The organism is Polaromonas sp. SP1 (assembly GCF_003711205.1).
Classification (GTDB): Bacteria; Pseudomonadota; Gammaproteobacteria; order Burkholderiales; family Burkholderiaceae_C; genus Polaromonas.
Window position 1 is genome coordinate 1,360,773 of record NZ_CP031013.1, and the last position, 21,078, is coordinate 1,381,850.

Annotated in this window: 21 protein-coding genes and 1 riboswitch; of the genes, 11 read left to right on the plus strand and 10 right to left on the minus strand. The window is 65.7% G+C overall.

Translation table 11 applies throughout. From position 1 onward, the window contains the following. The first annotated feature begins 18 nt into the window (after window positions 1-18). From DT070_RS06535 to DT070_RS06545, 3 genes are all read left to right on the plus strand, one after another. Window positions 19-402: a helix-turn-helix domain-containing protein gene (locus DT070_RS06535; protein ID WP_122954661.1), complete on the plus strand. Its 384-nt coding sequence runs from the start codon at window positions 19-21 to the stop codon at window positions 400-402. 28 nt (window positions 403-430) lie between these two features. Continuing rightward, window positions 431-1,441, plus strand: coding sequence for a tripartite tricarboxylate transporter substrate binding protein (locus tag DT070_RS06540; protein WP_122954662.1), 1,011 nt, complete (start codon window positions 431-433; stop codon window positions 1,439-1,441). A 123-nt stretch (window positions 1,442-1,564) separates the two neighbouring features. Next, on the plus strand, window positions 1,565-1,828 hold the full coding sequence (locus DT070_RS06545; protein ID WP_122954663.1) for a YkgJ family cysteine cluster protein: 264 nt from the start codon (window positions 1,565-1,567) through the stop codon (window positions 1,826-1,828). 13 nt (window positions 1,829-1,841) lie between these two features. On the opposite strand, the gene DT070_RS06550 is transcribed toward DT070_RS06545, so the two are convergent. Beyond that, on the minus strand, window positions 1,842-2,564 hold the full coding sequence (locus DT070_RS06550) for a Crp/Fnr family transcriptional regulator (RefSeq protein WP_228778553.1): 723 nt from the start codon (window positions 2,562-2,564) through the stop codon (window positions 1,842-1,844). Between the two features lie 106 nt (window positions 2,565-2,670). Here DT070_RS06550 and DT070_RS06555 point away from each other — a divergent pair, with 106 nt between their 5' ends. Both DT070_RS06555 and DT070_RS06560 read left to right on the plus strand, forming a co-directional pair. Then, window positions 2,671-3,441: a class II aldolase/adducin family protein gene (locus DT070_RS06555; RefSeq protein WP_122954664.1), complete on the plus strand. Its 771-nt coding sequence runs from the start codon at window positions 2,671-2,673 to the stop codon at window positions 3,439-3,441. Next, on the plus strand, window positions 3,438-4,316 hold the full coding sequence (locus DT070_RS06560) for a bile acid:sodium symporter family protein (RefSeq protein WP_122954665.1): 879 nt from the start codon (window positions 3,438-3,440) through the stop codon (window positions 4,314-4,316). Before DT070_RS06555 ends, DT070_RS06560 begins: the two co-directional genes overlap by 4 nt. On the opposite strand, the gene DT070_RS06565 is transcribed toward DT070_RS06560, so the two are convergent. From DT070_RS06565 to DT070_RS06580, 4 genes are all read right to left on the minus strand, one after another. Continuing rightward, entirely contained in the window at window positions 4,313-5,158 is an 846-nt protein-coding gene (locus DT070_RS06565) for a transglutaminase family protein (RefSeq protein ID WP_122954666.1), read from the minus strand. The genes DT070_RS06560 and DT070_RS06565 overlap by 4 nt on opposite strands. Window positions 5,159-5,206: 48 nt before the next feature. Then, the gene (locus DT070_RS06570; protein WP_122954667.1) at window positions 5,207-5,524 is read right to left on the minus strand and encodes a hypothetical protein; all 318 of its coding nucleotides are present in this window, start codon (window positions 5,522-5,524) and stop codon (window positions 5,207-5,209) included. Beyond that, window positions 5,525-5,710: a DUF1328 family protein gene (locus DT070_RS06575; protein ID WP_122954668.1), complete on the minus strand. Its 186-nt coding sequence runs from the start codon at window positions 5,708-5,710 to the stop codon at window positions 5,525-5,527. 178 nt (window positions 5,711-5,888) lie between these two features. Next, window positions 5,889-7,247, minus strand: coding sequence for an AsmA family protein (locus DT070_RS06580; protein ID WP_122954669.1), 1,359 nt, complete (start codon window positions 7,245-7,247; stop codon window positions 5,889-5,891). A gap of 132 nt (window positions 7,248-7,379) precedes the next feature. Between DT070_RS06580 and gstA the strand changes: the two genes are divergently transcribed. The 4 genes from gstA (at window position 7,380) to DT070_RS06600 (ending at window position 13,853) form a co-directional block, all read left to right on the plus strand. After that, window positions 7,380-7,988, plus strand: a complete 609-nt coding sequence (gene gstA / locus DT070_RS06585; protein WP_122954670.1) for a glutathione transferase GstA — start codon at window positions 7,380-7,382, stop codon at window positions 7,986-7,988. A gap of 405 nt (window positions 7,989-8,393) precedes the next feature. Further along, a complete protein-coding gene (locus DT070_RS06590; RefSeq protein ID WP_122954671.1) occupies window positions 8,394-9,500 on the plus strand; it encodes an alkene reductase in 1,107 nt (368 codons plus the stop codon). A 215-nt stretch (window positions 9,501-9,715) separates the two neighbouring features. Beyond that, entirely contained in the window at window positions 9,716-12,982 is a 3,267-nt protein-coding gene (locus DT070_RS06595) for an autotransporter domain-containing protein (RefSeq protein WP_164483725.1), read from the plus strand. Between the two features lie 13 nt (window positions 12,983-12,995). Further along, complete coding sequence (locus tag DT070_RS06600; RefSeq protein ID WP_122954673.1) at window positions 12,996-13,853, plus strand: alpha/beta fold hydrolase; 858 nt, start codon at window positions 12,996-12,998, stop codon at window positions 13,851-13,853. 6 nt (window positions 13,854-13,859) lie between these two features. Here DT070_RS06600 and thiE read toward each other — a convergent pair whose 3' ends face one another. The 5 genes from thiE to thiC all read right to left on the minus strand — a co-directional run bounded on the left by thiE (window position 13,860) and on the right by thiC (window position 18,649). Beyond that, window positions 13,860-14,495, minus strand: a complete 636-nt coding sequence (thiE, locus tag DT070_RS06605; RefSeq protein WP_122954674.1) for a thiamine phosphate synthase — start codon at window positions 14,493-14,495, stop codon at window positions 13,860-13,862. Window positions 14,496-14,506: 11 nt separating this feature from the next. After that, the gene (locus DT070_RS06610) at window positions 14,507-15,325 is read right to left on the minus strand and encodes a thiazole synthase (protein WP_122954675.1); all 819 of its coding nucleotides are present in this window, start codon (window positions 15,323-15,325) and stop codon (window positions 14,507-14,509) included. Beyond that, the gene (gene thiS, locus DT070_RS06615) at window positions 15,326-15,547 is read right to left on the minus strand and encodes a sulfur carrier protein ThiS (protein ID WP_122954676.1); all 222 of its coding nucleotides are present in this window, start codon (window positions 15,545-15,547) and stop codon (window positions 15,326-15,328) included. Further along, a complete protein-coding gene (gene thiO / locus DT070_RS06620) occupies window positions 15,544-16,626 on the minus strand; it encodes a glycine oxidase ThiO (protein ID WP_122954677.1) in 1,083 nt (360 codons plus the stop codon). Before thiO ends, thiS begins: the two co-directional genes overlap by 4 nt. Window positions 16,627-16,729: 103 nt before the next feature. Further along, a complete protein-coding gene (gene thiC, locus DT070_RS06625; protein ID WP_122954678.1) occupies window positions 16,730-18,649 on the minus strand; it encodes a phosphomethylpyrimidine synthase ThiC in 1,920 nt (639 codons plus the stop codon). 80 nt (window positions 18,650-18,729) lie between these two features. Further along, window positions 18,730-18,853, minus strand: a riboswitch (TPP riboswitch). 299 nt (window positions 18,854-19,152) lie between these two features. On the opposite strand from thiC, the gene DT070_RS06630 reads away from it, so the two are divergent. After that, window positions 19,153-19,713 carry a Spy/CpxP family protein refolding chaperone gene (locus tag DT070_RS06630; RefSeq protein ID WP_122954679.1) on the plus strand — a complete coding sequence of 187 codons (561 nt, stop codon included), beginning with the start codon at window positions 19,153-19,155 and terminating at the stop codon, window positions 19,711-19,713. Window positions 19,714-19,967: 254 nt separating this feature from the next. Next, window positions 19,968-21,038, plus strand: coding sequence for a flavodoxin family protein (locus DT070_RS06635; protein WP_122954680.1), 1,071 nt, complete (start codon window positions 19,968-19,970; stop codon window positions 21,036-21,038). Window positions 21,039-21,078 lie beyond the last annotated feature (40 nt).

A 21,078-nucleotide genomic window follows, 5' to 3' on the forward strand; every position in this document is an offset into this window, starting at 1 on the left:
ACGCACCTTTTGGTAACCATGACAATTCATTCCGACCCACCCACCGACGGCTCAACTGTGTTTAGCCAGGCCTGCCCCTCGCGCCAGGCGCTGGAGCTCGTTGCCAGCAAATGGGCCTTGCTGGTCATCCCGGCGCTGGCCGACGGCCCGGTGCGCAACAACGAGCTGATGCGCAAGATCGAAGGGATTTCACAAAAGATGCTGACGCAAACGCTGAAGGAATTGGTGCGCAACGGCCTGGTGCTGCGCGCCGACCACCAGACCGTGCCGCCGCATGTCGAATACCAACTCAGTGCGCTGGGCGAATCGCTCAGCGAAACGCTGATCCCGCTGGACAACTGGGCCGAGCGAAACCACCAGAGCCTGCAGGCCGCGCGCGAACGCTTTGACGCGTCCTTCTGAGCCCCCGACAAACGACCGAGGAGACACCATGAAACAAGCAGGCACCCGCCGCAGCGCACTTCAACTCGGCCTCAAGGCCACCGGCGCACTGGCCGCGGCTTCCGCATTTCCGGGCCTGCTCAGTTCGGCCCACGCGCAGTCCGCCTGGCCCAGCAAACCGATCCGCCTGCTGGTGCCGTTTGCGCCCGGCGGAAGCTCCGAGATCGTCGCGCGCTCGGCCGCCAACGAGCTCACCAAAAGCCTGGGCCAGACCGTCTTTGTCGAAAACAAACCCGGCGCCAGCGGCAACATCGCCATGCAGGACTGCGCCGCCTCCACCGACGGCCACACCATCATCCTCGGCCACATCGGCACCATGGCCGTCAACCCCTTCATCTTTGACAAGCTGCCCTTCGACACCAACCGCGACTTCAAGCCGATCTCGCTGCTGGCCAAGGTGCCCAGCCTGTACGTCGTCAATGCCAATGTGCCGGCCAACAACCTCAAGGAATTCATCGCGCTGGCCAAGGCCAAACCCGGGCAGCTCAACTACGGCTCCGCCGGCAACGGCAGCGCCGGCCACCTGGCGTTTGAATACCTGAAGATGGCCACCGGCATCTTTGTGCTGCATGTGCCCTACCGCGGCACCGGCCCGCAGCTGACCGACCTGCTCGCCGGCCGGCTCGAGGCCGCCAGCGTGGGCGCGCCCGCCATCCTGGGCCACATCAAATCCGGCAAGCTGCGCTGCATTGCCACCGGCACCAAAGAGCGCCTGCCCCAGCTGCCCGACGTGCCTACGGTGGCCGAAAGCGGCTACCCCGGTTTTGAGATGACGCAGTGGTACGGCTTGAATGCGCCGTCCAACATGCCGCAGGCCCACATCGACCGCATCGCCGAAGCCTGCAACAAAGCCATGCGCAACCCGCAAGCCACCGAGCGTTTGCGCGGCGACACCGCCCTGCCCGTGGGCGACACGCCTGCGCAGTACGGCGCATTTATCAAGACAGAGCAGGCGCGCTGGAAGGAAGTGGCGGCGCGGGCCAAGATCAAGCCGGATTGAGCACCGGCGACAATAAGGGTTCACCTCTCCCGGACTTCCTCAGTTTTTATTGACCAAATCGGGCTCCAGCCCTTATGGGTCATCCACCTGCAGCTATATTTTTAATAGCAACTCCATCTCACCATGAACTGCCGACCCGGCTGCGGCGCCTGCTGCATCGCACCCTCCATCAGCTCCGCCATTCCCGGCATGCCGCTCGGCAAGCCGGCCGGTGTGCGCTGCGTGCAGCTCGATGACGCCAACCGCTGCCTGATCTTCGGCCGGCCCGAAAGGCCTGCGGTGTGCGGGCAACTCATGGCGTCTGCCGAGATGTGCGGGGCCGACGCGGGCAGCGCGATGGTCTGGCTGACCCAACTGGAAAGCGCGACGCGGCCCGGCCTGCACTGACGCGAAGCGAAAGCTAGCGCGACAGGTTGCCCAGCGCCTCCAGCTTCGCAGCCGACACGATCTCAATGCAGCGGTAACGCAGCGCAATCGCGCCCCCTTGCACCATGGCTTTGAGCTCGACCGACAGCGTCTGCCGGCTGACGCCCAGCATCATCGCCAGCGCCTCTTGCGACACCGGCACCACCGGCCGCGCCTTGGGCGCGAGCGTGGCGTCGCCGCGCGACAGCAGCAGCAGGCGGCGTGCCACGCGGGCGCGGGTGGAGCGCAGCGCCGCATCTTCCACCATGCCGTAGAGCGAGCGCACACGCACCGCCAGCAGCCCCGCAATCGCCCGCGCAAACGGCGCGCCCTCCATCAGCTCGGCAAAGGCCGGCTGTGGCACCACCAGCACTTCCACAGCGGACTGCGCGGTGGCGTCATGCGTGCGCGGCTCGCCGTCCATCAAGGAAATCTCGCCGATCCAGTTGCCGGCTTCCAGCACCACCAGGATGGCCTCGCGCCCGTCCTCCCGCAGCGACGAGATCTTGAGCAGGCCGTCCAGCAGCCCATAAAACCCGCCCGGCGCATCGCCCTGGCGAAACAGCATCTCGCCAGGCCGCAAGCGCAACACTTCGCTGGATGCGAGCAAGGCCTGCCGGTCCGCCAGCGGCAGCGCGCCAAACCAAGGGTTGGCCGACATGCGGGCCATCATGGAAGGCGCGGCGGGCGATGAAGGTGTCGCAGGAACGATAGGCATGCGGCCAATTGTCAAATTTTTGACAGTACCCCGTCAAGCACCCACGTATCGTGAGCACCATGTGCCGAAGAGCACCTTGTTCTATTCAAACCATCGGAGACAACCCATGCACATCCCCTCCCTCAAAGAAGTCGTCAGCGCCGAGGAATGGCAGCTGCGCTGCGACCTCGCCGCCTGTTACCGCCTCGTCGCCTTCTACGGCTGGAGCGACCTGGTCTTCACCCACATCAGCGCCAAGCTGCCCGAGTCGGTCTCGGGCGCGGGCAAGCACCATTTCCTCATCAACCCCTACGGTTTGATGTTCGACGAGATCACGGCCTCCAGCCTGGTCAAGGTCGACGGCCAGTGCAACAAGGTGATCGACTCGCCCTTCCCGGTCAACCCGGCCGGCTTCGTCATCCACAGCGCCGTGCATGAGGCGCGCGCCGACGCCGGCTGCGTGCTGCACACCCACACCCGCGCCGGTGTGGCCGTCAGCGCGCAGAAGTGCGGCGTGCTGCCCATCAGCCAGCAGTCGACCTTTGTGCTGGCCTCGCTGGCATACCACGCGTACGAAGGCGTGGCCTTTCGCGACGACGAAAAGCCGCGCCTGCAGGCCGACCTGGGCCACGCCAACTTTTTGATGCTGCGCAACCACGGCCTGCTGGTCGTCGGCAAAACCATTGCCGACGCCTTCCTCAGCATGTACACCTTTGAGAACACCTGCCGCATCCAGCTCGACGCGCAAGCCGGCGGCGAGCTCACGCAGGTCAACCCGCTCATTGTCAAAGGCGTGGCCGAAGCCATGCGTGTGCAGACCGGCGGCATGGGCGGGGCTTTTGTCTGGCCCTCGCTGATCCGCAAGCTCGACAAACTCGACGAAAGCTATAAATCATGAGCGGCTCCCCTGTTGTTGCACAACTGCTGATCGTCGCGCTCGCGCTGGTGATGCTGGGCCTGGGCCTGACGCTCAAGGTCGAGGATTTCACCCGCCTGCTCAAGTACCCCAAGGCCGTGGTGGTGGCGCTGGTGCTGCAGGTCATCGTGCTGCCCGTGGCCTGCTACGCCATCATCGTGGCGCTCAATGTGCCACCGGTGTTTGCGGTGGGGCTGATGCTGCTGGCCGCCTCGCCCGGCGGCATCTCGGCCAACCTGTTCAGCCACCTCTTCGGCGGCAACGTGGCGATGAACATTTCGCTCACCGCCATCAACACCCTGCTGTCCATCGTCACCATGCCGGTGATCGCCAACTGGGCCATCAACACTTTTGCCAAAACCGGCCAGGTCGTGCCGCTGCAGTTCGGCAAGGTGGTGGAAGTGATCGTCATCGTGCTGGTGCCGGTGGCCATCGGCATGTGGCTGCGCACGGTGCGGCCGGGCTGGGCTTCGCGCAGCGAGAACCCCACCAAGATCTTCAGCATCATCGTGCTGGTCGTCGTGGCGGTGGGTGCGGTCGTCAAGGAATGGGCGGCGCTCAGCGGCGGCTTTGCCGCCATCGGCCCTGCGGTGCTGGCCTTTAACCTGGTGAGTTTGCTGGCGGGCTACTACGTCGCACGCGCCACAGGGCTGGACAAACCGATCTCGACCGCCATCAGCTACGAGATTGGCATCCACAACGCCACGCTGGCGATCTTCATCGCGCTGGCCGTGCTGAACAACTTCCAGCTGGCCCTGCCCGCGGCGATTTATTCGTTCAGCATGTATGTCACGGCCACGCTGTTTGGCTTGCTGGTGCTCAAGCGGAAACCAGCGCCAGCAGTAGCGAACGCCTAGGCAGTCACCACCGTCAGCGTGGGCGGCGCGGCGGTGTCTGCGTGCGGGGGCGTCACATCGCCTTCGTCCACCGTCAGCTCCTTGCGCGTCATGCGCACATCGCCAAAGATGGTGGCAAAGGCCACGTCTTTGGCGTCGCGCCCGGTGCCCACGCGCACCAGCCGGTCGATCGGCGCCATGCGCGTCGGGTCAAACAGCACCCAACGGTCTTCCAGCCAGGCCTCGAAGACGGCATGGAAGTCCTGCGGCGGCTCGTCAAAATGCACATAGCCCACCACCAGCCGCGCCGGAATGTTCAGGGCGCGGCACATGGTGATGCCCAGGTGCGCAAAATCGCGGCAGACACCCGCGCGCTGCACAAACACCTCTTGCGCCGTGGTCGTTGAGTTGCTGAAGCCGGGCAAGTAATAAATCGACTCGTAAATCCAGTTCTCGATGGCGCGCACACGGCCGATGCCGGGCGGCAGCTGGCCAAAGAGCTGCTGCGCCGCGCGGCTCATCACGTCGGACTCGCAGTAGCGGCTGGGCATCAGGTAGCGCAGCACATCGTCGGGCACGCCCGTCACCGGCGTTTCGTCCAGGTGCAGCGGCACCGCCAGGGGCTTGAGCTCCACCTGCGCGCGGTAATTGATGCTGAGCAGGCCCTTGGGCGCGTCCAGCCGGATAAAGCGGTTGCCGCTGCGCTCATCGCAAAAATGGCGCACCTTCATGCTGGGCGTGATCGTCAGCCGCTCTTCCAGCACATGGTGGCCGTCATGGAAGGCCGTCTCGATGTTGAACAGGAAATGCGCCGTGCTGTTCACCTCGTATTCCAGCAAGGATTCAATCAGGGCAGTGTGCATGGGGCAAAACCAGTGAGGGCCAAAACGGCCGGGTGAAGAGATGGAGGATTAGAGGTGGGAGCGGTGATCAGGGCGGCCCCGCTGCGGCGTGGCAAACCAGTTCTTGCACGTCACAAACACAATGTGCGACGCGCGCTCCAGCACATCGGCGGACGGCTCGGCACGCTTGCGCGCGCGCAGGCGGTTGACCAGCAAAAACTCGGCAATGCTGGCCTGGAAGGTCATCTTCTTCTGGGCGATGGGCGCCAGCGGCTGCGAGGCCGTGGGCGGGCGCGGCCCGTTCCAGGGCTGGAACAGCCGCTGCCGAAAGCGCGAAGCCATGCTGGCCCCGCCCGCTTTGTCCGTAGTGCCCAGGCGAGGCAGCATTTACTTCAGCGCCTTTTTGGCGGCGCCCACGCCCAAGGCGGCCAGCACCACAAAAATGACCGCCAGAATCAGGAACAGGCCGAAAAGGATCTTGGCAATGCCTGCCGCACCCGCCGCCACACCGCCGAAGCCGAGGGCACCGGCAATCAGGGAAATGATCGCAAAAATAATCGCGTACTTGAGCATCTTGGCCTCCGTTGAAGTCACCGGCGCAAAGCCTGCGCGGTGATGGCTTGATGCTAAAAGTACGCCGGCCGGCGACCCATCAGCAGCGCCCGCTAGCCGCTGTAGGACAAGGGCGCAGCGAAGGTAAAGCGCTATGAATTCAGGAGCGCATGGCCCAGCATTTATAAAGGCTGCAGCCTTATTTGCCGAATAAACCTTTAATCCCGTCGCCGATACGGTTGCCCAGGTTGGCGCCCGCGCCGGTGCCCACGCCCGGCATCAGCACCGTGCCGATGGCCGCGCCCAGCAGCGCCGAGCGCGACAGCGTGACTTCCGGGTTGTCCAGCGTACCGCCCACCATCAGCGGCACCCCCACCGCGCCGCCGATGGCACTGCCGATCTTGCTGTCGCCTGCCAGGTTCACGCTGACCTGCCCGCTCAGCGCCTTGGCGGGTGAAATCGCCACATTGCCGGTGGCGCTCAGCGCGCCCGAACTCGCCACCAGGTTGGTCAGCTGCGCCGCCTTGCCCTGGGTGTGCACCTGGCCCGCCAGGGTGTCCAGCGGCGTCTGGCCGCCGCGGCTCAGGCCCACCGTTTTCACGGCCTTGGCCAGGTCAATGCCCTGGAGCACGGCATTGCGCACGGTAAACGTCGTCTGGCTTTGCAGCGCATCGACCAGCGCGCCCGTCGTCGCCGCACGGGAGCTGAGCGTGGTGCCCGCCTCCAGCAGGCCGGTCAGCGACTTGCTGGGCGCCGTCAGCGCCGAGACCTCGACGTCGCGCGTCTGCAGCTTGCCGTTGAGCTGCAGTTCCTCGCCGGGCCTGGCGGCTGACCCTGAGGGCACCTTCTTCAGCCCCAGCGTGCCTTCGACCTTGCCGCCGCCCACGTCGACACGCAGCGCCCATTCGTCACCGGCGGCGCCGGCTTTGGCCTCTTCCCGTTTGAGGCTGGCCTCCAGGCCCTGCAGGTTGCCCTTGAGCAGCTTGAGCGCCACGCTGTCGGGCAGCCCGTCGTCGCCGAAGCGGGCATCGGCCTGCACCGTGGTGCGCGCACCGGCGGCGCTGATCCAGGTCACCTCGTCCAGCACGGTGCGGCGCGGCAGCCAGTCCATTCGCGCAGTCTGCGCGCTTTGCGGCTGCGCGGCGGACGGGGCCGGTGCGGGCGCAGCGGCGGCGGCCGGTTTTTTCTTTTGCAACAGCAGCAAGACGCCGTCTATGCCCTGCTGCGGCAGCACCGCCCGGCGCACCAGCAAGGTCGACACCACCAGCCGGCCCTGCAGCAGCGGCTGCCACTGCGGCCGCACTTCCACGCGCTCGACCGTGATGGCCGGCTTGCTCTGCACCGAAATGCCGCTGAGCGCCACCGCCGGCAGCGGCCAGACGTCGACCGCCACATGGTCCAGCGCCACCGGCACCCCCAGTGCGGCTGTCGCCTCGCGCTCCACGCGCTCCACGAAACCCTCGGTGCTGACCCACCGGTGCAACGCAAAAATCACCACCGCCAGCAGCACCATCAGCCCCAGCGCCAGAAACACCACCCATTTGAAAACTTTTGCCATCCGGCTATTGTGGCCCGCCCGCGGCTCGCCGGTGGTCCACTTTCGCAGCAAACATCCGCCGATACGGCTAGCATCGGGGGCTGTGCAACATTCCTGCCACACCTCTTCACACAACATAAAGGACGAGACACCATGAAGCTTTATTACTCCCCCGGCGCCTGCTCACTGTCACCCCACATCACGCTGCATGAGTCAGGCCTGAAGTTCGAACACGTGGCGGCGCCCACCAAAACCCACCAGCTGGAAGACGGCACCGACTACTACACCATCAACCCGCTGGGTTATGTGCCCCTGCTGGAGCTGGACGACGGCACCCGTATCGCCGAAGGCCCGGCCATCGTGCAGTACATCGCCGACCAGGTGCCCGAGAAAAAACTGGCGCCGGCCAACGGCACGCTGGAGCGCTACAAGATGCAGTCATGGCTGACCTTTATCGGCACCGAACTGCACAAGGGCTTCAGTCCGCTCTTCAACGCCGCCACGCCGGCCGAATACAAAACCATCGTGATCGACAAGCTGCTGTCGCGCCTCAAATGGGTGGACGGCCAGCTGGCCGGCAAGCAATACCTGATGGGCGACGCCTTCAGCGTGGCGGATCCTTACCTCTTTACGGTGACCAACTGGGCGCCGCGGGTGGGGGTGGATATTTCGGGGTTTGCGAATATTGCGGCGTTTCGGGAGCGGATGGCGGCCCGGCCGGCTGTTCAGGCCGCGATGAAACACGAAGGACTGCTGAAGTAAGTGGCCTCTTGGGGCGCTGATGGTGGGCTGGGTTCAGGGGCCGGGGTTGCCGGCGGCAACTCACTTTTCTTTGCTTCGCCAAAGAAAAGTAAGCAAAAGAAAGGCGACCCTGGTTCCTGCGTCCCTTCGCTTCGCTACGGGCAACCTGCGGTGCTCGGTCCAGCTGGGGTCTCGCTAAACTCGCTTCGCTCAAACAACGCGATCCCTGATCCGTCTGGCCCTCCGCTCCTCGGCGCATCCACAAGGGGTAATCGGGAGCGGATTCGGGATCGGGATCGGGGACAAGGGCCCGGCTGACTTGTCTATTAGCATGAAATCAGCAACCCGTGTTGGGCGGACCAATCCAAACAGGGCCAAACTGGCCCTGTTTTCATTTCCACAACTTCTAACCTTCAAGACCGAACCATGCCCACCTTATTCGACTCCAACAAAGCCGGTGACCTGGCTCTTGCCAACCGCATCGTGATGGCGCCGCTGACGCGCAACCGCTCGCCCAACGCCATCCCGACGGACCTCGCCCCGATTTATTACGGCCAGCGCGCCAGCGCCGGGCTGCTGATCACCGAGGCCACCGCCGTCAGCCACCAGGGCCAGGGATATGCCGACGTGCCGGGCCTGTACGGCACCGAGCAGCTCGACGCCTGGAAACAAGTCACCCACGCGGTGCATGAAAAAGGCGGCAAGATCGTGGTGCAGCTCTGGCATGTGGGCCGTGTCTCGCACAACAAGCTGCAGCCCGAGGGCGGCAAACCGGTTGCGCCGTCGGCCATCACGGCCAAGACCAAAACGGTGCTGATCGAGGGCGGCGTGCCGACCTTTGTGGAAACCTCCGAGCCGCGCGCGCTCACCGCCGCCGAGATTCCCGGCATCGTGCACACCTTTGCCGCCGCGGCGCGCAATGCGGTCGAGACCGCCGGCTTTGACGGCGTCGAAATCCACGGCGCCAACGGCTATTTGCTCGACCAGTTCCTCAAAGACGGCAGCAACAAGCGCACCGACGACTACGGCGGCAGCATCGAAAACCGCGCCCGCCTGCTGCTGGAAATCACCCGCGCCGTGGCCGACGCGGTGGGCGGCGGCAAGACCGGCATCCGCCTGTCGCCCGTTACGCCCGCCAACGACGTGCATGACAGCGCTCCGCAGCCGCTGTTTGAGTACGTGGTCAAACACCTCGCCACGCTGAACCTGGCCTACATCCACATCATTGAAGGCGCCACCGGCGGCCCGCGTGAAATCGAAGACCGGCCGTTTGACTACAAGGCGCTCAAAGCTGCCTACCGCAACGCGGGCGGCAAGGGCGCGTGGATGGTCAACAACGGCTACGACCAGGCTCTGGCAGAACAAGCCGTGGCCGACGGCGCCGACCTGGTGGCTTTCGGCAAGCCCTACATCGCCAACCCGGATCTGGTGGAGCGCCTGCGCGTGAAAGCGCCGCTCAACACGCCCGACAAAAACACCTTCTACGGCGGCCGCGAAAAAGGCTACACCGACTACCCGACGCTATCGAATTAATAGCTATAAGTCCAAGATGCGCCTGGGCTGGCGGCCTTTTTCCTATAAATTTCCTCCGCACAGGCGCATCGTCAAGACACAACGGGCCGCCGGCCGGCCCGGCCTTCGTCACGGAAACAACGGTTCCAGCCTGGCGGCACGCTATCGGCCCGGTTTAACCGGTCCGTCACATTCGGCCCGCACCATCAGCACTTTTGTCCCCAACAAAGTGCTGCATGAAAAACGTTCGCCGGTTTCGCCCTCTCCCTGTTGTCGTGGCCTTGCAGGCCCTCTTCGCCTTTCCGGCACACGCCCAATTCACTGTCAACCCCGGCGTCACTGACACCGCCGGCAAAACCCTCGCAGGCGCGGCAGGCGTCGTCCTCGGCGGCGGCACGCTAACCACCAGCGGCGCCACCAGTGCGATCACCGTCAACGCCGGCACCTCGACCATCACCAACGCCGGCACCATCAGCCAGACCGGCACCGGCCGCACCATCGACGCCAACACCGGCACGCCCAACCTCACCATCACCAACAACCTCGGCGGGCTGATCACCGCCATCGGCGGCGAAGTGATACGGGTGAACCGTGCGCCCGGCAGCTACATCATCAACAACCAGGGCACCATCTGGCAGATGAGCACCACGCCCGGCGGCAGCCGCGCCATCAAGGCCGACGCGGCCTTTACCTCGACCAACAACCAGGTCATCAACGGCTCCGCCAGCAACAGGGCCGCCATCATCCGCTCCGACGCCAACGACGCGATCCGCCTGGGCAGCAACTTCACGCTCACCAATTACGGCAGCATCTTTTCCACCGGTGTCGTCAACACCAGCTGTCCCGACTACCTGAAAACGCCGGTGAACCTGTGCGCTGCCGACCTCTCGGCCGCGGATGGCGTGGCGATTGAAAACGGCCGCTCCAATGTCGTCATCCTCAACTACGGCAGCATCACCGGCCCGCGCCACGGCGTTGACGGCGGCGACCCGGTCGCCGCGGCGGCCGATGCCAACCTGGCCGGCGTGGACCGCCTCATCGTCACCGCCACCGGCCCGAACGGCGTGACCTTCGACAAGGTCGTCGGCGGCGTCACCACCTCGGGCGTGAAGATCGTCAACCCTGTCGTCATCAACTTCGCCGGCGGCACGCTGACCGGCAACAACGGCTCGGGCGTGGGCCTGGACGGCCACGGCGTCGTCATCAACTACGGCACCATCACCGGCAAGTACGCCGGCGCCGGCAAGGTGTATGACCACGAAGGCCTGGGCCGCACGACCAGCAACGGCGACGGCGACGGTGTGGACATCGACGGCATCGCCTACGTCGAGAACTACGGCCGCATCGAAGGCCTGGGCGCGGGCGGCTTCGACTCGGGGGGCAACCCCAACGGCGCCGACGGCATTGCCGCGGGCGGCGGCACCATCATCAACCACGCCGGCGCGGTGATCTTCGGGCAGTCCAAGGGCATCCTGGTCGACGACGGCGCCAACGGCACGGCGGTTGCGGCGCGGCGCGGCACCGCCACGGCCACCGGCGGCATCGCCAAGATCTTCAACGAAGGCACGATCACCGCCGAAAAAGGCACGGCCATCGGCCTGGTCGGCAACTTCAACGACAGCATCACCAACTACGCCACCGGCGTGATCACCGGCGGCAAAGATTCCGTGCGCGTCGACCAGAACGGCAGCACCACACCGGCAGCGGCGATCCAGATGGGCGACGGCGACGACACCCTCATCAACTACGGCCGCATCGAAGGCAAGAACGGCATGGCCATCGACATGGGCGCCGGCAACGACACCACCTCGCTCTTCGGCGGCGTCATCATCGGCACCATCGACGGCGGCGCGGGCACCGACACGCTGGAGACCGGCGGCACGCAGACTTTCGCAGCGGGCACCGTCACCGGCTTTGAAAACTTCACCGTGCGCAACGGCAGCACCACCTTCAACTACGGCCTGGGCCCGGTGGCGAATGTGCAGGTCGACAGCGGCGCCAGCCTGCAGGTCAACGGCGCACTGGCGCTGTCGGGCAACCTCACCGTCAACGGCACCTTCAAGGCGTCGGCAGGCACCGAGCTGCGCCCCATCACCGTCGCCGGCACCTTCGCGCAGGGCGCCACCGGCGTGCTGGAGACCGGCCTGGGCGCCGGCAACCTCGCCGACAAGATCAGCGTCACCGGCGCCGCCACCATTGCCAACGGCGCCACCATCCGCCCGGTTCCGCGCGGCTATGTCAACAACGGCGCCTACACCGTGATGTCGGCCGCCGGCGGCCTGACCGCCACGCCCGCCAGCCTGGTCGTGGCCAACACCGCATTGGTCAACTACACGCTGGGCCGAACCGGCAACGACCTGGTGGTGAACGCGCAGCGCGCCACCACCCTGGGCGCCGTCACGCCGTCCGGCCTGGGCAGCATGGGCGCCGCGCTGGAAGTACTGGGCCAAAGCGGCAACGCCGGCGCCGCCAGCGTGTTCGCCGCGCTGGATGCGCTGCCCACCACACAAGCCGTCGGCGATGCGCTGTCGCAACTCGCGCCCGACACCAGCCGCACCGCCCAGCAAGCCTCGCAGCTCGCGGCAGGAACGCTCTTTTCAGCGCTGGAAGGCCGCATGGACTCGGCGCGCTCCGGCCCGCTGGCGCAGGCCGCCACCGGCCTTTCTGCCGGTGACGGCGCCAGCCGCCGCAGCTGGGTGCAGGGCACAGGCAGCCAGGGCACGCAAGACGCACGCGCGGGCGCGCCCGCCTACAAGCTCCATGCCTACGGCGTGGCCGCCGGCCTGGAGACGGACCGCTCGGCCAACGAAGTCATGGGCATGTCGCTGGCCTACACCCAGGCCGGCACAGACGGCAAGGGCAACGCACAGGGCGACGAGGTCCGCGTCAACGCCGCCACGCTGGGCGGCTACTTCAGCCAGACAAATGACGGCATGACGCTGGATGCGTCGGTGCTGCTCGGCTACAACAGCTACAAGAGCGAGCGCCGGGTGAGCTTCGGCGGCTTCACCGAAACCGCCAAGGGCGATTACAAGGGCTGGCAGGCAGGCGGCCGTGTCGAGGCGGGCTTTCCCTTCGCCATCAACCCGTCGTGGTCCGGCCGCTGGCTGGTGGGCGGCCGCGTCGGCTACCTGGCCACCGACGGCTACACCGAAACCGGCAGCGCCGCCGCCCAGCGTGTGGGCTCCAGCAGCGCCACCAGCCTGCAGTCCGTGCTGGGCACGGAGCTGACGCACACGCTGGCCGACAACAGCTCGCTGCAACTGCGCGCGCGTTACCTGCACGAGTTCTCCAACTCGCCAGACGTGAAGGCCTCGTTTGTGGCCGGCGGGCCGGGCTTCACCATGGCGGGCACACGGCCGGGCCGCGACGCGCTGCAGCTCGGCATCGGCTGGCGCAAAGTCACCGCGCAAGGCGTGACCATCTCGCTGCGCTACGACGCCGAAGTCAAGGCCAACTACCTCGCCCATCAGCTCTCGGCCCGCGCCATCTGGTCGTTCTAAACTAGACCCCAACATGAAGCCGCGCCTTGCCATGACAGCCCTGCTTTCTGCGGGCCTCGTGGTGCTGGCCACCCTCGCAGGCTGCGCCACGACCAGCCCCGAGGCGCGGTTGCAATCTGCGCTGGCGCTGGCGGCGCCCGCAGGCTGGCAGGCCAGCCGCATCCCGGCCTCAGGTTTTCAGCTGCTGGCCCTGCACCCCAAGCCCAAGCCCACCGCCGAGCTGGCCGTGTTTATTGAAGGCGACGGTTTTGCCTGGGTGGACCCGCGCACGCCGTCGGCCGACCCGACGCCGCGCGACCCGGTGGCCCTGCGCATGGCGCTGGCCGAGCGCTTGCGCACCAGCGCCTACCTGGCCCGCCCCTGCCAGTTCGACCCCTCGATCACCGAAGGCCGCTGCCGCACCGGCCACTGGACACAGGCCCGCTACTCACCGGAAATCATTGCCGCCATGGACGAAGGCGTTTCCAGGCTCAAAAAAATGTTCGACGCCGAGCGGCTTGTGCTGGTGGGGTATTCGGGTGGCGGCACGGTCGCCGCACTGCTGGCCGCGCGGCGCCAGGATGTGTCGCTGCTGGTGACCGTGGCCGCCGTGCTGGACCACCAGGCCTGGACACGCGCGCACCGCATTTCGGCGCTGGAGGGTTCGCTCAATCCGATGGACGAATGGGCCCGCCTGCAGGGCCTGCGGCAAATCCATTTCACCGGCAGTGAAGACCGCATTGCCGGCAGGGCGGCGGTACAGGCTTTTGCCGACCGCTTTGCGGGCCGCCCTGTTGCTTCCAGAGACCCGGCCCCGGTCGAGCTCCTCGACGTTCAGGGTTTCAATCACAGCTGCTGCTGGGCCGAACAATGGGCCCGGCTTTCGCCTTGAGATCCGTTAGCGCGAAAACATCGCGCTGCCCTGCCGCGCCGCCTGCGCCGGGTCTTGAGCCAGCGTCACCGCGCTAACGACTGCCACGCCATCCACACCGCAAGCGATCACGCCGGGCATCAACGCCAGCGAGATCCCGCCAATCGCCACCACAGGGTAAGGCGCCGCGTCCTGGGCCCAAACTTTCAGGCGCTCCAGCCCCACCGGCTCATAAGGCATGACCTTGAGCGTCGTCGGGTAGACCGGGCCTATCGCCAGGTAAGACGGCTGCACGGCCTTGGCGCGCGCCAGCTCGGCCGGTGTGTGGGTGCTCAGGCCCAGGCGTATGCCCGCATCGCGCAGCGCGGCGATGTCGGCCGTGTCCAGGTCTTCCTGGCCCAGGTGTACGCCGTACGCGCCGTGCTGCAGCGCCAGTTGCCAGTGGTCGTTGATGAAGACTTGCGCGCCCGGCACTTCACGCCCGGCTTCAATCGCGGTGCGGACTTCCCACGCGATTTCTTCCGCGTCGTGGTCCGCCGCCTTGATGCGCAACTGGATAGTGCGCACGCCCCAGCCCAGCAGGCGCCGCACCCAGGCGGCGTCAGGCACGACGGGGTAAAAGCCGATGGGGCTGGTGAGTGGTGCGAATGCGTCTGTCGTCATGGTGGTCTTTTTTAAGGTGCGTGCCAGAAAGGAACGCCGACTGTCGGTGTCGAAGCTTGCGCTGCCGCACGCTCAGGCATGGGCGTGGACTCATACGCCGCCCGGCCCGCCGCCACGCCGTCGGCAAAAGCGCGCGCCATGCGGACCGGGTCACCCGCTTGCGCCACCGCGGTGTTCAGCAGCACGGCGTCAAAGCCCAGTTCCATCACCGCCGCCGCATGCGAGGGCCGGCCCAGGCCCGCGTCCACCACCAGCACCGTGTCGGGCAGGCGGCGGCGCATGGTTTCCAGCGCAAAAGGATTCAGCGGCCCGCGGCCGGTGCCAATGGGCGCGGCCCAGGGCATCACCGCCGCACAGCCCGCATCGCGCAGGCGCTGGGCGATCACCAGGTCGTCCGTCGTATAGGCAAACACGGCAAAGCCCTCTTTGGCCAGCACCGTGGCCGCATGCACCGTGCCGTGCGTGTCGGGCTGCAGTGTGTAGTCGTCGCCCACCACTTCCAGCTTGATCCAGGTCGTGCCGAAAATCTCGCGCGCCATCTGCGCCAGCGTGATGGCTTCTTCAGCGCTGTGGCAACCCGCCGTGTTGGGCAGTATGTGGCAGCCCAGCGCCTGGATGCGCTGCCAGAAACTGTTGCCGCCGCCGCTTTCAGGCTGCAGGCGGCGCAGGCCCACCGTCAGCACCTCGGTGCCGCTGGCGCGCACTGCGTCGCTCATCACTTGCGGCGAGGGGTAGTGCGAGGTGCCGAGAAAGAAACGGCTCGAGATGGTGGTGCCGGCGACGGTCCAGGGTTGGCCGTGGGCGATGGAAGATGCAGCAGGTGTGTCCATTCAGCCTCCCGTAATGGGTGTGACTATGTCGATTCGGTCGCCGCTCTGCAGGGTTCGCTCGGGCCATTGCGGCCGCGGCACAAAGGCTTTGTTGATCGCGCAAGCAAATGCGCCCTTCAACTCGTAGCCACGCGCCAGAAGCAGCGCTTGCAAAGTCGGCGCCTCGGTTTCAATCGCCTCGCCGTTCAGCGAAACCCTTATCGCTTGTTGTGATGTCGTCATGTCACTCTTTCCTCTTTCATCGCGGCCGTGCTTCCCGTCAACTGGTGCACCAGCCCATCGACCAGCGCCGGCGCGCACAGGTAGCCGTGCCGGTACAGCCCATTGATATGCCACACGCCGTGGCGCTGCTCCACCGTGGGGCGGTGATCGTCCAGCGCCGGGCGCAAAGCGGCTGCCAGGCGCAGCACACGCGCCTCGCCAAACGCCGGGTGCAGGCTGTGCAGCGCGCTGCCCAGTTCCAAAGTAGATCGCAGCGTCACCGGCCCGGTGTCTTCCGACTCCAGCTCGGTCGCGCCCACCACAAAACGGTTGCCGGGCCGCGGCGCCACATACAGCTGGTAGCGCGGGTGCATCAGGCGCACCGGGCGCTGCAAGGTCACGCCCGCGCATTCCACCGTCAGCACCTCACCGCGCACGCCGCGCAGCTGCGGCCAGCTCGCTTTGGCACCCACGCCACGCGCATCCACGGTGATGTCCATTGCGTAGCTCCGGCCCGCGCACACGATGCGGCCGTCCTCCACGGCGTCCATGGTGCAGCCTTCCATCCACGCACCACCCAGCCGGTCGATCTCCACCGCCAGCGCGGCCATCCACTGGTCGTTGGCCAGCTGGCCTTCACCGTCCAGCAGCAGTCCGCCGCCAAAGCGCCCCGCCAGCGCCGGCTCGGCCAGGCGCAGTGCGCTTGCGTCCAGCGTGTGAACCTGCGCACGCACGGCCTCGGGCAGCTTGTGCAGCAGAAGGCCGGTGAAGTGCGCCAGGGAACTCTGGTCAGGCGCATGCGCCACCACCAGCGTTCCTTCGCGGCGAAAGTACACCGGCAAGCCTTCAGCGGCCAGCTCGGCAATCCACTGAGGCCACAGCTGCATCGAGCGCTGGCCCATTGCAAACACCGCCTCGTCCGACACCGCCAGCTCCGCCAGCGGCGACAGCATGGCCGCCGCCGTCATTGAGGCCGTGGCCACGTCGTCCCGGCGGCGCGCGTCAAACAGGCTCACGCGGCAGCCGGCACGCAGCAGGCGCCAGGCCAGCGTACGGCCAGCCAGGCCTGCGCCTGCGATGCCTATGTGGAGAGTGGTCATGAATCGTATGTAGCTAAAGTAAAACCAAACCGTTCGGACTGAGCTTGTCGAAGTCTGCCACCGCAGAGCCGCCCTTCGACAGGCTCAGGGTGAACGGCGGGGGTCAAGAATAAATCTCGCTCCCGCCTTCCCGGAACTCTTTGGCCTTTTCTTCAAAGCCGGTGGCGATCTGCTTGATGGGGATTGTCGTGGCAGCCGGCGCCAGCGTCGTCGTGGCCGGGTTCAGCCGCGCAAACTCGCGCACCTCCTGCGAGATTTTCATCGAGCAGAACTTCGGCCCGCACATCGAGCAGAAATGCGCCACCTTGGCATTCTCTTTGGGCAGCGTCTCGTCGTGGTAGGCCATCGCCGTGTCGGGGTCGATCGCCAGGCGGAACTGGTCTTCCCAGCGGAACTCAAAGCGCGCCTTGGAGACCGCGTTGTCCCACATCTGCGCGCCCGGGTAACCCTTGGCCAGGTCGCCCGCATGCGCGGCGATCTTGTAGGCGATCAGGCCCTGCTTCACGTCGTCGCGGTTGGGCAGGCCCAGGTGCTCCTTGGGCGTCACGTAGCACAGCATGGCCGTGCCGTACCAGCCGATGTTGGCCGCACCCATGGCCGAAGAGATGTGGTCGTAGCCCGGCGAGATGTCGGTGATCAGCGGGCCCAGCGTGTAGAAGGGCGCTTCAAAGCAGGCCTCGAGCTGCTTGTCGACGTTTTCCTTCACCAGCTGCAGCGGCACATGGCCGGGGCCTTCGATCATCACCTGCACGTCGTGCTTCCAGGCGATCTGCGTGAGCTCGCCCAGCGTGTGCAGCTCGGCAAACTGCGCTTCGTCGTTCGCATCGGCAATCGAGCCGGGGCGCAGGCCGTCGCCCAGCGAGAAGCACACGTCATACGCCTTCATGATTTCGCAGATCTCGTCAAAGCGCTCGTACAAAAAGCTTTCCTTGTGGTGCGACAAACACCACTTGGCCATGATGGAGCCGCCGCGCGAGACGATGCCCGTCAGGCGATTCGCGGTGAGCGGCACATAGGCCAGGCGCACACCGGCGTGGATGGTGAAGTAATCCACGCCTTGCTCAGCCTGCTCGATCAGCGTGTCGCGGAAGATTTCCCAGGTCAGGTCTTCAGCCTTGCCGTTCACTTTCTCGAGCGCCTGGTAAATCGGCACCGTGCCGATGGGCACCGGCGAGTTGCGCAAGATCCATTCACGCGTCTCATGGATGTTCTCGCCGGTCGACAAGTCCATCACGGTGTCGGCGCCCCAGCGGATCGACCAGACCAGCTTGTCGACTTCTTCCTCGATGCTTGAGGTGACCGCCGAATTGCCGATGTTGGCATTGACCTTGATCAGGAAGTTGCGGCCGATGATCATCGGCTCGCTCTCGGGGTGGTTGATGTTGTTCGGGATGACGGCGCGGCCGCGTGCCACTTCGTCGCGCACAAATTCGGCGGTGATCTGCTCCGGGATCGCGGCGTTGAAGGAATGCCCTTTTTTCGGCATGCGTTCGGTGGCCAGGCGCTCGGCCAGCTGGGCGCGCACCAGGTTTTCACGTACCGCGATGTATTCCATCTCGGGGGTGATGATGCCTTTGCGCGCGTAATGCATCTGCGACACATTGGCGCCCGCCTTGGCACGGCGCGGCACGGGCGCATGCGCCATGCGCAGCGCGGCCAGGGCCGGGTCGTTCAGGCGTTCGCGGCCGTAGGCGCTGCTGATGCCGGGCAGGGCTTCGGTGTCCTGGCGCTCGTTGATCCAGGCGCCGCGCAATGGCGGCAGGCCGCGCGTGATGTCGATGGGCGAAGCCGGGTCGGTGTACACGCCCGAAGCGTCATACAAACGCAGCGGCGGGTTGGCCTCGCGGCGCGGCTCACCGGCGCCTTCGTGCACCAGCGTGTCCGTCAGCGTGACTTCACGAAAAGGCACGCGGATGTCGGGGCGCGAGCCTTCGATATAGATTTTTGCGGAGCCCGGAAAAGGCGCGCGCGTGATGCGACTGGTGAGGTCTTGGGTGTCAACGGTGAGTCGGGTTTTGGCCATGTGGTTCTCCAGGAGGTGGGGTGCCTGCTGGGGAGCCGGGGGTCCATCGGTGGCACATGGAGTGCCGCTGCGAAAGTTCCGGAGCCAATTGCGTTGTTCCCTACGCGGGGATAATCCCGATCAGGTTCAGCGGGTCTCGCATACTGCGATCTCAGCCTCGAAAGCCTCCTTACGGAAACATCCTTGGCACCCCGACAAGCTGGGGCCATTGTAGGCAGGCAAGGCGCCTATAGCAAATGACCAAGGTCAAGAAGTCGACCAAGCCAGTGGGGAGCCGCGGAACTGGCTTCGCCAGGCCGCAGGCCCCGTCCCCTGCAAGGGGAGAGGGCGCTACACGCAGTGAGCGCCAACAGGGGTGAACGTTAAATAATCTTTACAAACCCTCATCAGGCGTCAACGGCTGCGAAACAGGCGCCCCGCACACTTGCTTTCAACCTGAAGCCAAAAGCCGTATGTCACGGGCAATGGATTTCAGGCATCTTCTCTTTGAAAGGAAGTTCTCCATGAAATTCGCATTCAACCGCACTGCTTCCCTGAACAGCCTCGTCCTCGCCGGCCTGATGGCCACCGTGGGCGCCAGCGCCATGGCGCAAGCCCCCGCAGCGCCGACCGCCGCACCTGCACCGGCAACGGCTGGCAAGCCCGCCGGCCACCACGGTGACCGCATGGCGCGCCATGATCCGGCCAAGATGCAGGCATGGATCGCCAAGCGCCAGGCCGACCTCAAAGCCAAGCTCAAGATCACGCCCGCCCAGGAAGGCGCATGGACCAGCTACACGGCCTCCATGCAGCCGCCCGCACGTGGTGCACGTCCCACGCCTGAGCAGCGCGCCGAGTTCGACAAGCTGACCACGCCGCAGCGCATCGACAAGATGAAGGAAATGCGCACCCAGCGCATGGCCGAGATGAACGCGGCGATGGACAAGCGCGGCGAAGCCACCAAGACCTTCTACGCGGCCCTCACGCCGGATCAGCAAAAGGTCTTTGACACCGAGCACAAAAAGCACGGCCGTCACCACGGCGGCCCGCGCGGCCACGGTGGCCCAGCCCCGCAAAAAGGCTGATCCACTGCTGAACGCACGCTGAACTGACACAGCGCCAGCCCGCATCGCAGCCCGCTAAAGGTTGCCTTGCGGGCTTTTTCATGGCTGGTCAAAAACGTCTTTGCTACTATTTTTATAGCTAAAGACCAATGTGCCGTCTTGGCTACAGGCCTTTTTTCCTTAAAAAACCTTCCACACCAGACAGCGCCGGAAGCCCGCGTAGGACGGCGTCGAAACCCCCCGTTCAAGCCGCCGTGCGTCACTAAACTGGTTTGATGATCAAAGTCCGCAAAGGCCAGGCGCCGGCCGTCCTCGCGCGCAACGCTTTCCATGAGCGTTTCATGCAATCCTTTGTCGACCCCGCTTTTCGTGACGAAGACGAGGCCCTGGCCCGTGTCGAGCAGCTCGCGTGGGAGGCCTACAAGGAAGGCCGCAAGGCGCCCTTCACACGCAAGGCCGGCAAAGGCTTTGCCGACCCCGATTACGAGCTGTCGACCGAGTGGCTCGCCACACGCGCCGCGCTGAAGAAGGCCGAAGCCGCCTGGAAGAAACCCGCCACGCCCTCACGCGTGCTGCTCATCTGCGGCTCGGCCCGCAACGACGGCACCTGCCCCGGCGAAATCTCCAAAAGCTGGCGCCTGCTGAACACCGCCAAAACCTCGCTCGAAAGCGCGGGCATGGTGTGCGACGTTCTGGACCTGAGCCTGCTCACCTCCAGCTACCACCTCCACATCCACCCCTGCAAGGGCTGCGTGTCTACCGCCATGCCGCTGTGCCACTGGCCCTGTACCTGCTATCCCAACCATTCGCTGGGGCAGACCAGCGACTGGATGGCCGAGATCTACGAGCGCTGGACGGCCGCGCACGGCGTCATCATCCTCACGCCGGTGTACTGGTACCAGTCACCCAGCCCGCTCAAGCTCATGATCGACCGGCTCGTCTGCGCAGACGGCGGCAACCCCGACCCGACGAGCACCCACGGCAAAAAGCCGGACGAAGCCAAAGCGCTGGAGATGAAAGGCTGGGACTACCCCAAACACCTGGCCGGCCGCGCTTACGGCGTCGTGGTGCATGGCGATGTCGCCGGCATTGAAGGCGCACGCCGCAGCCTGACCGACTGGCTGGACTGGATGGGCCTCATCGACGCGGGCAACAAAGCGCGGCTGGACCGCTACATCGGCTACTACGAACCCTATGCCACCAGCCACGACACGCTGGACGCCGACAAGGCCGTGCTGGCCGAAGTGCGTAACGTGGCCAAGGCTGTCGCCACCGCGGTCAAAGCGCTGCGCGCCGGCAAGCTGTCGCAACCCGGCAAAGGCCTCGTGCCGCCGCGGCCCAAATAACGGCGCCCATGAAAAAGCCGGGCCGCGGGGATGACCCCGC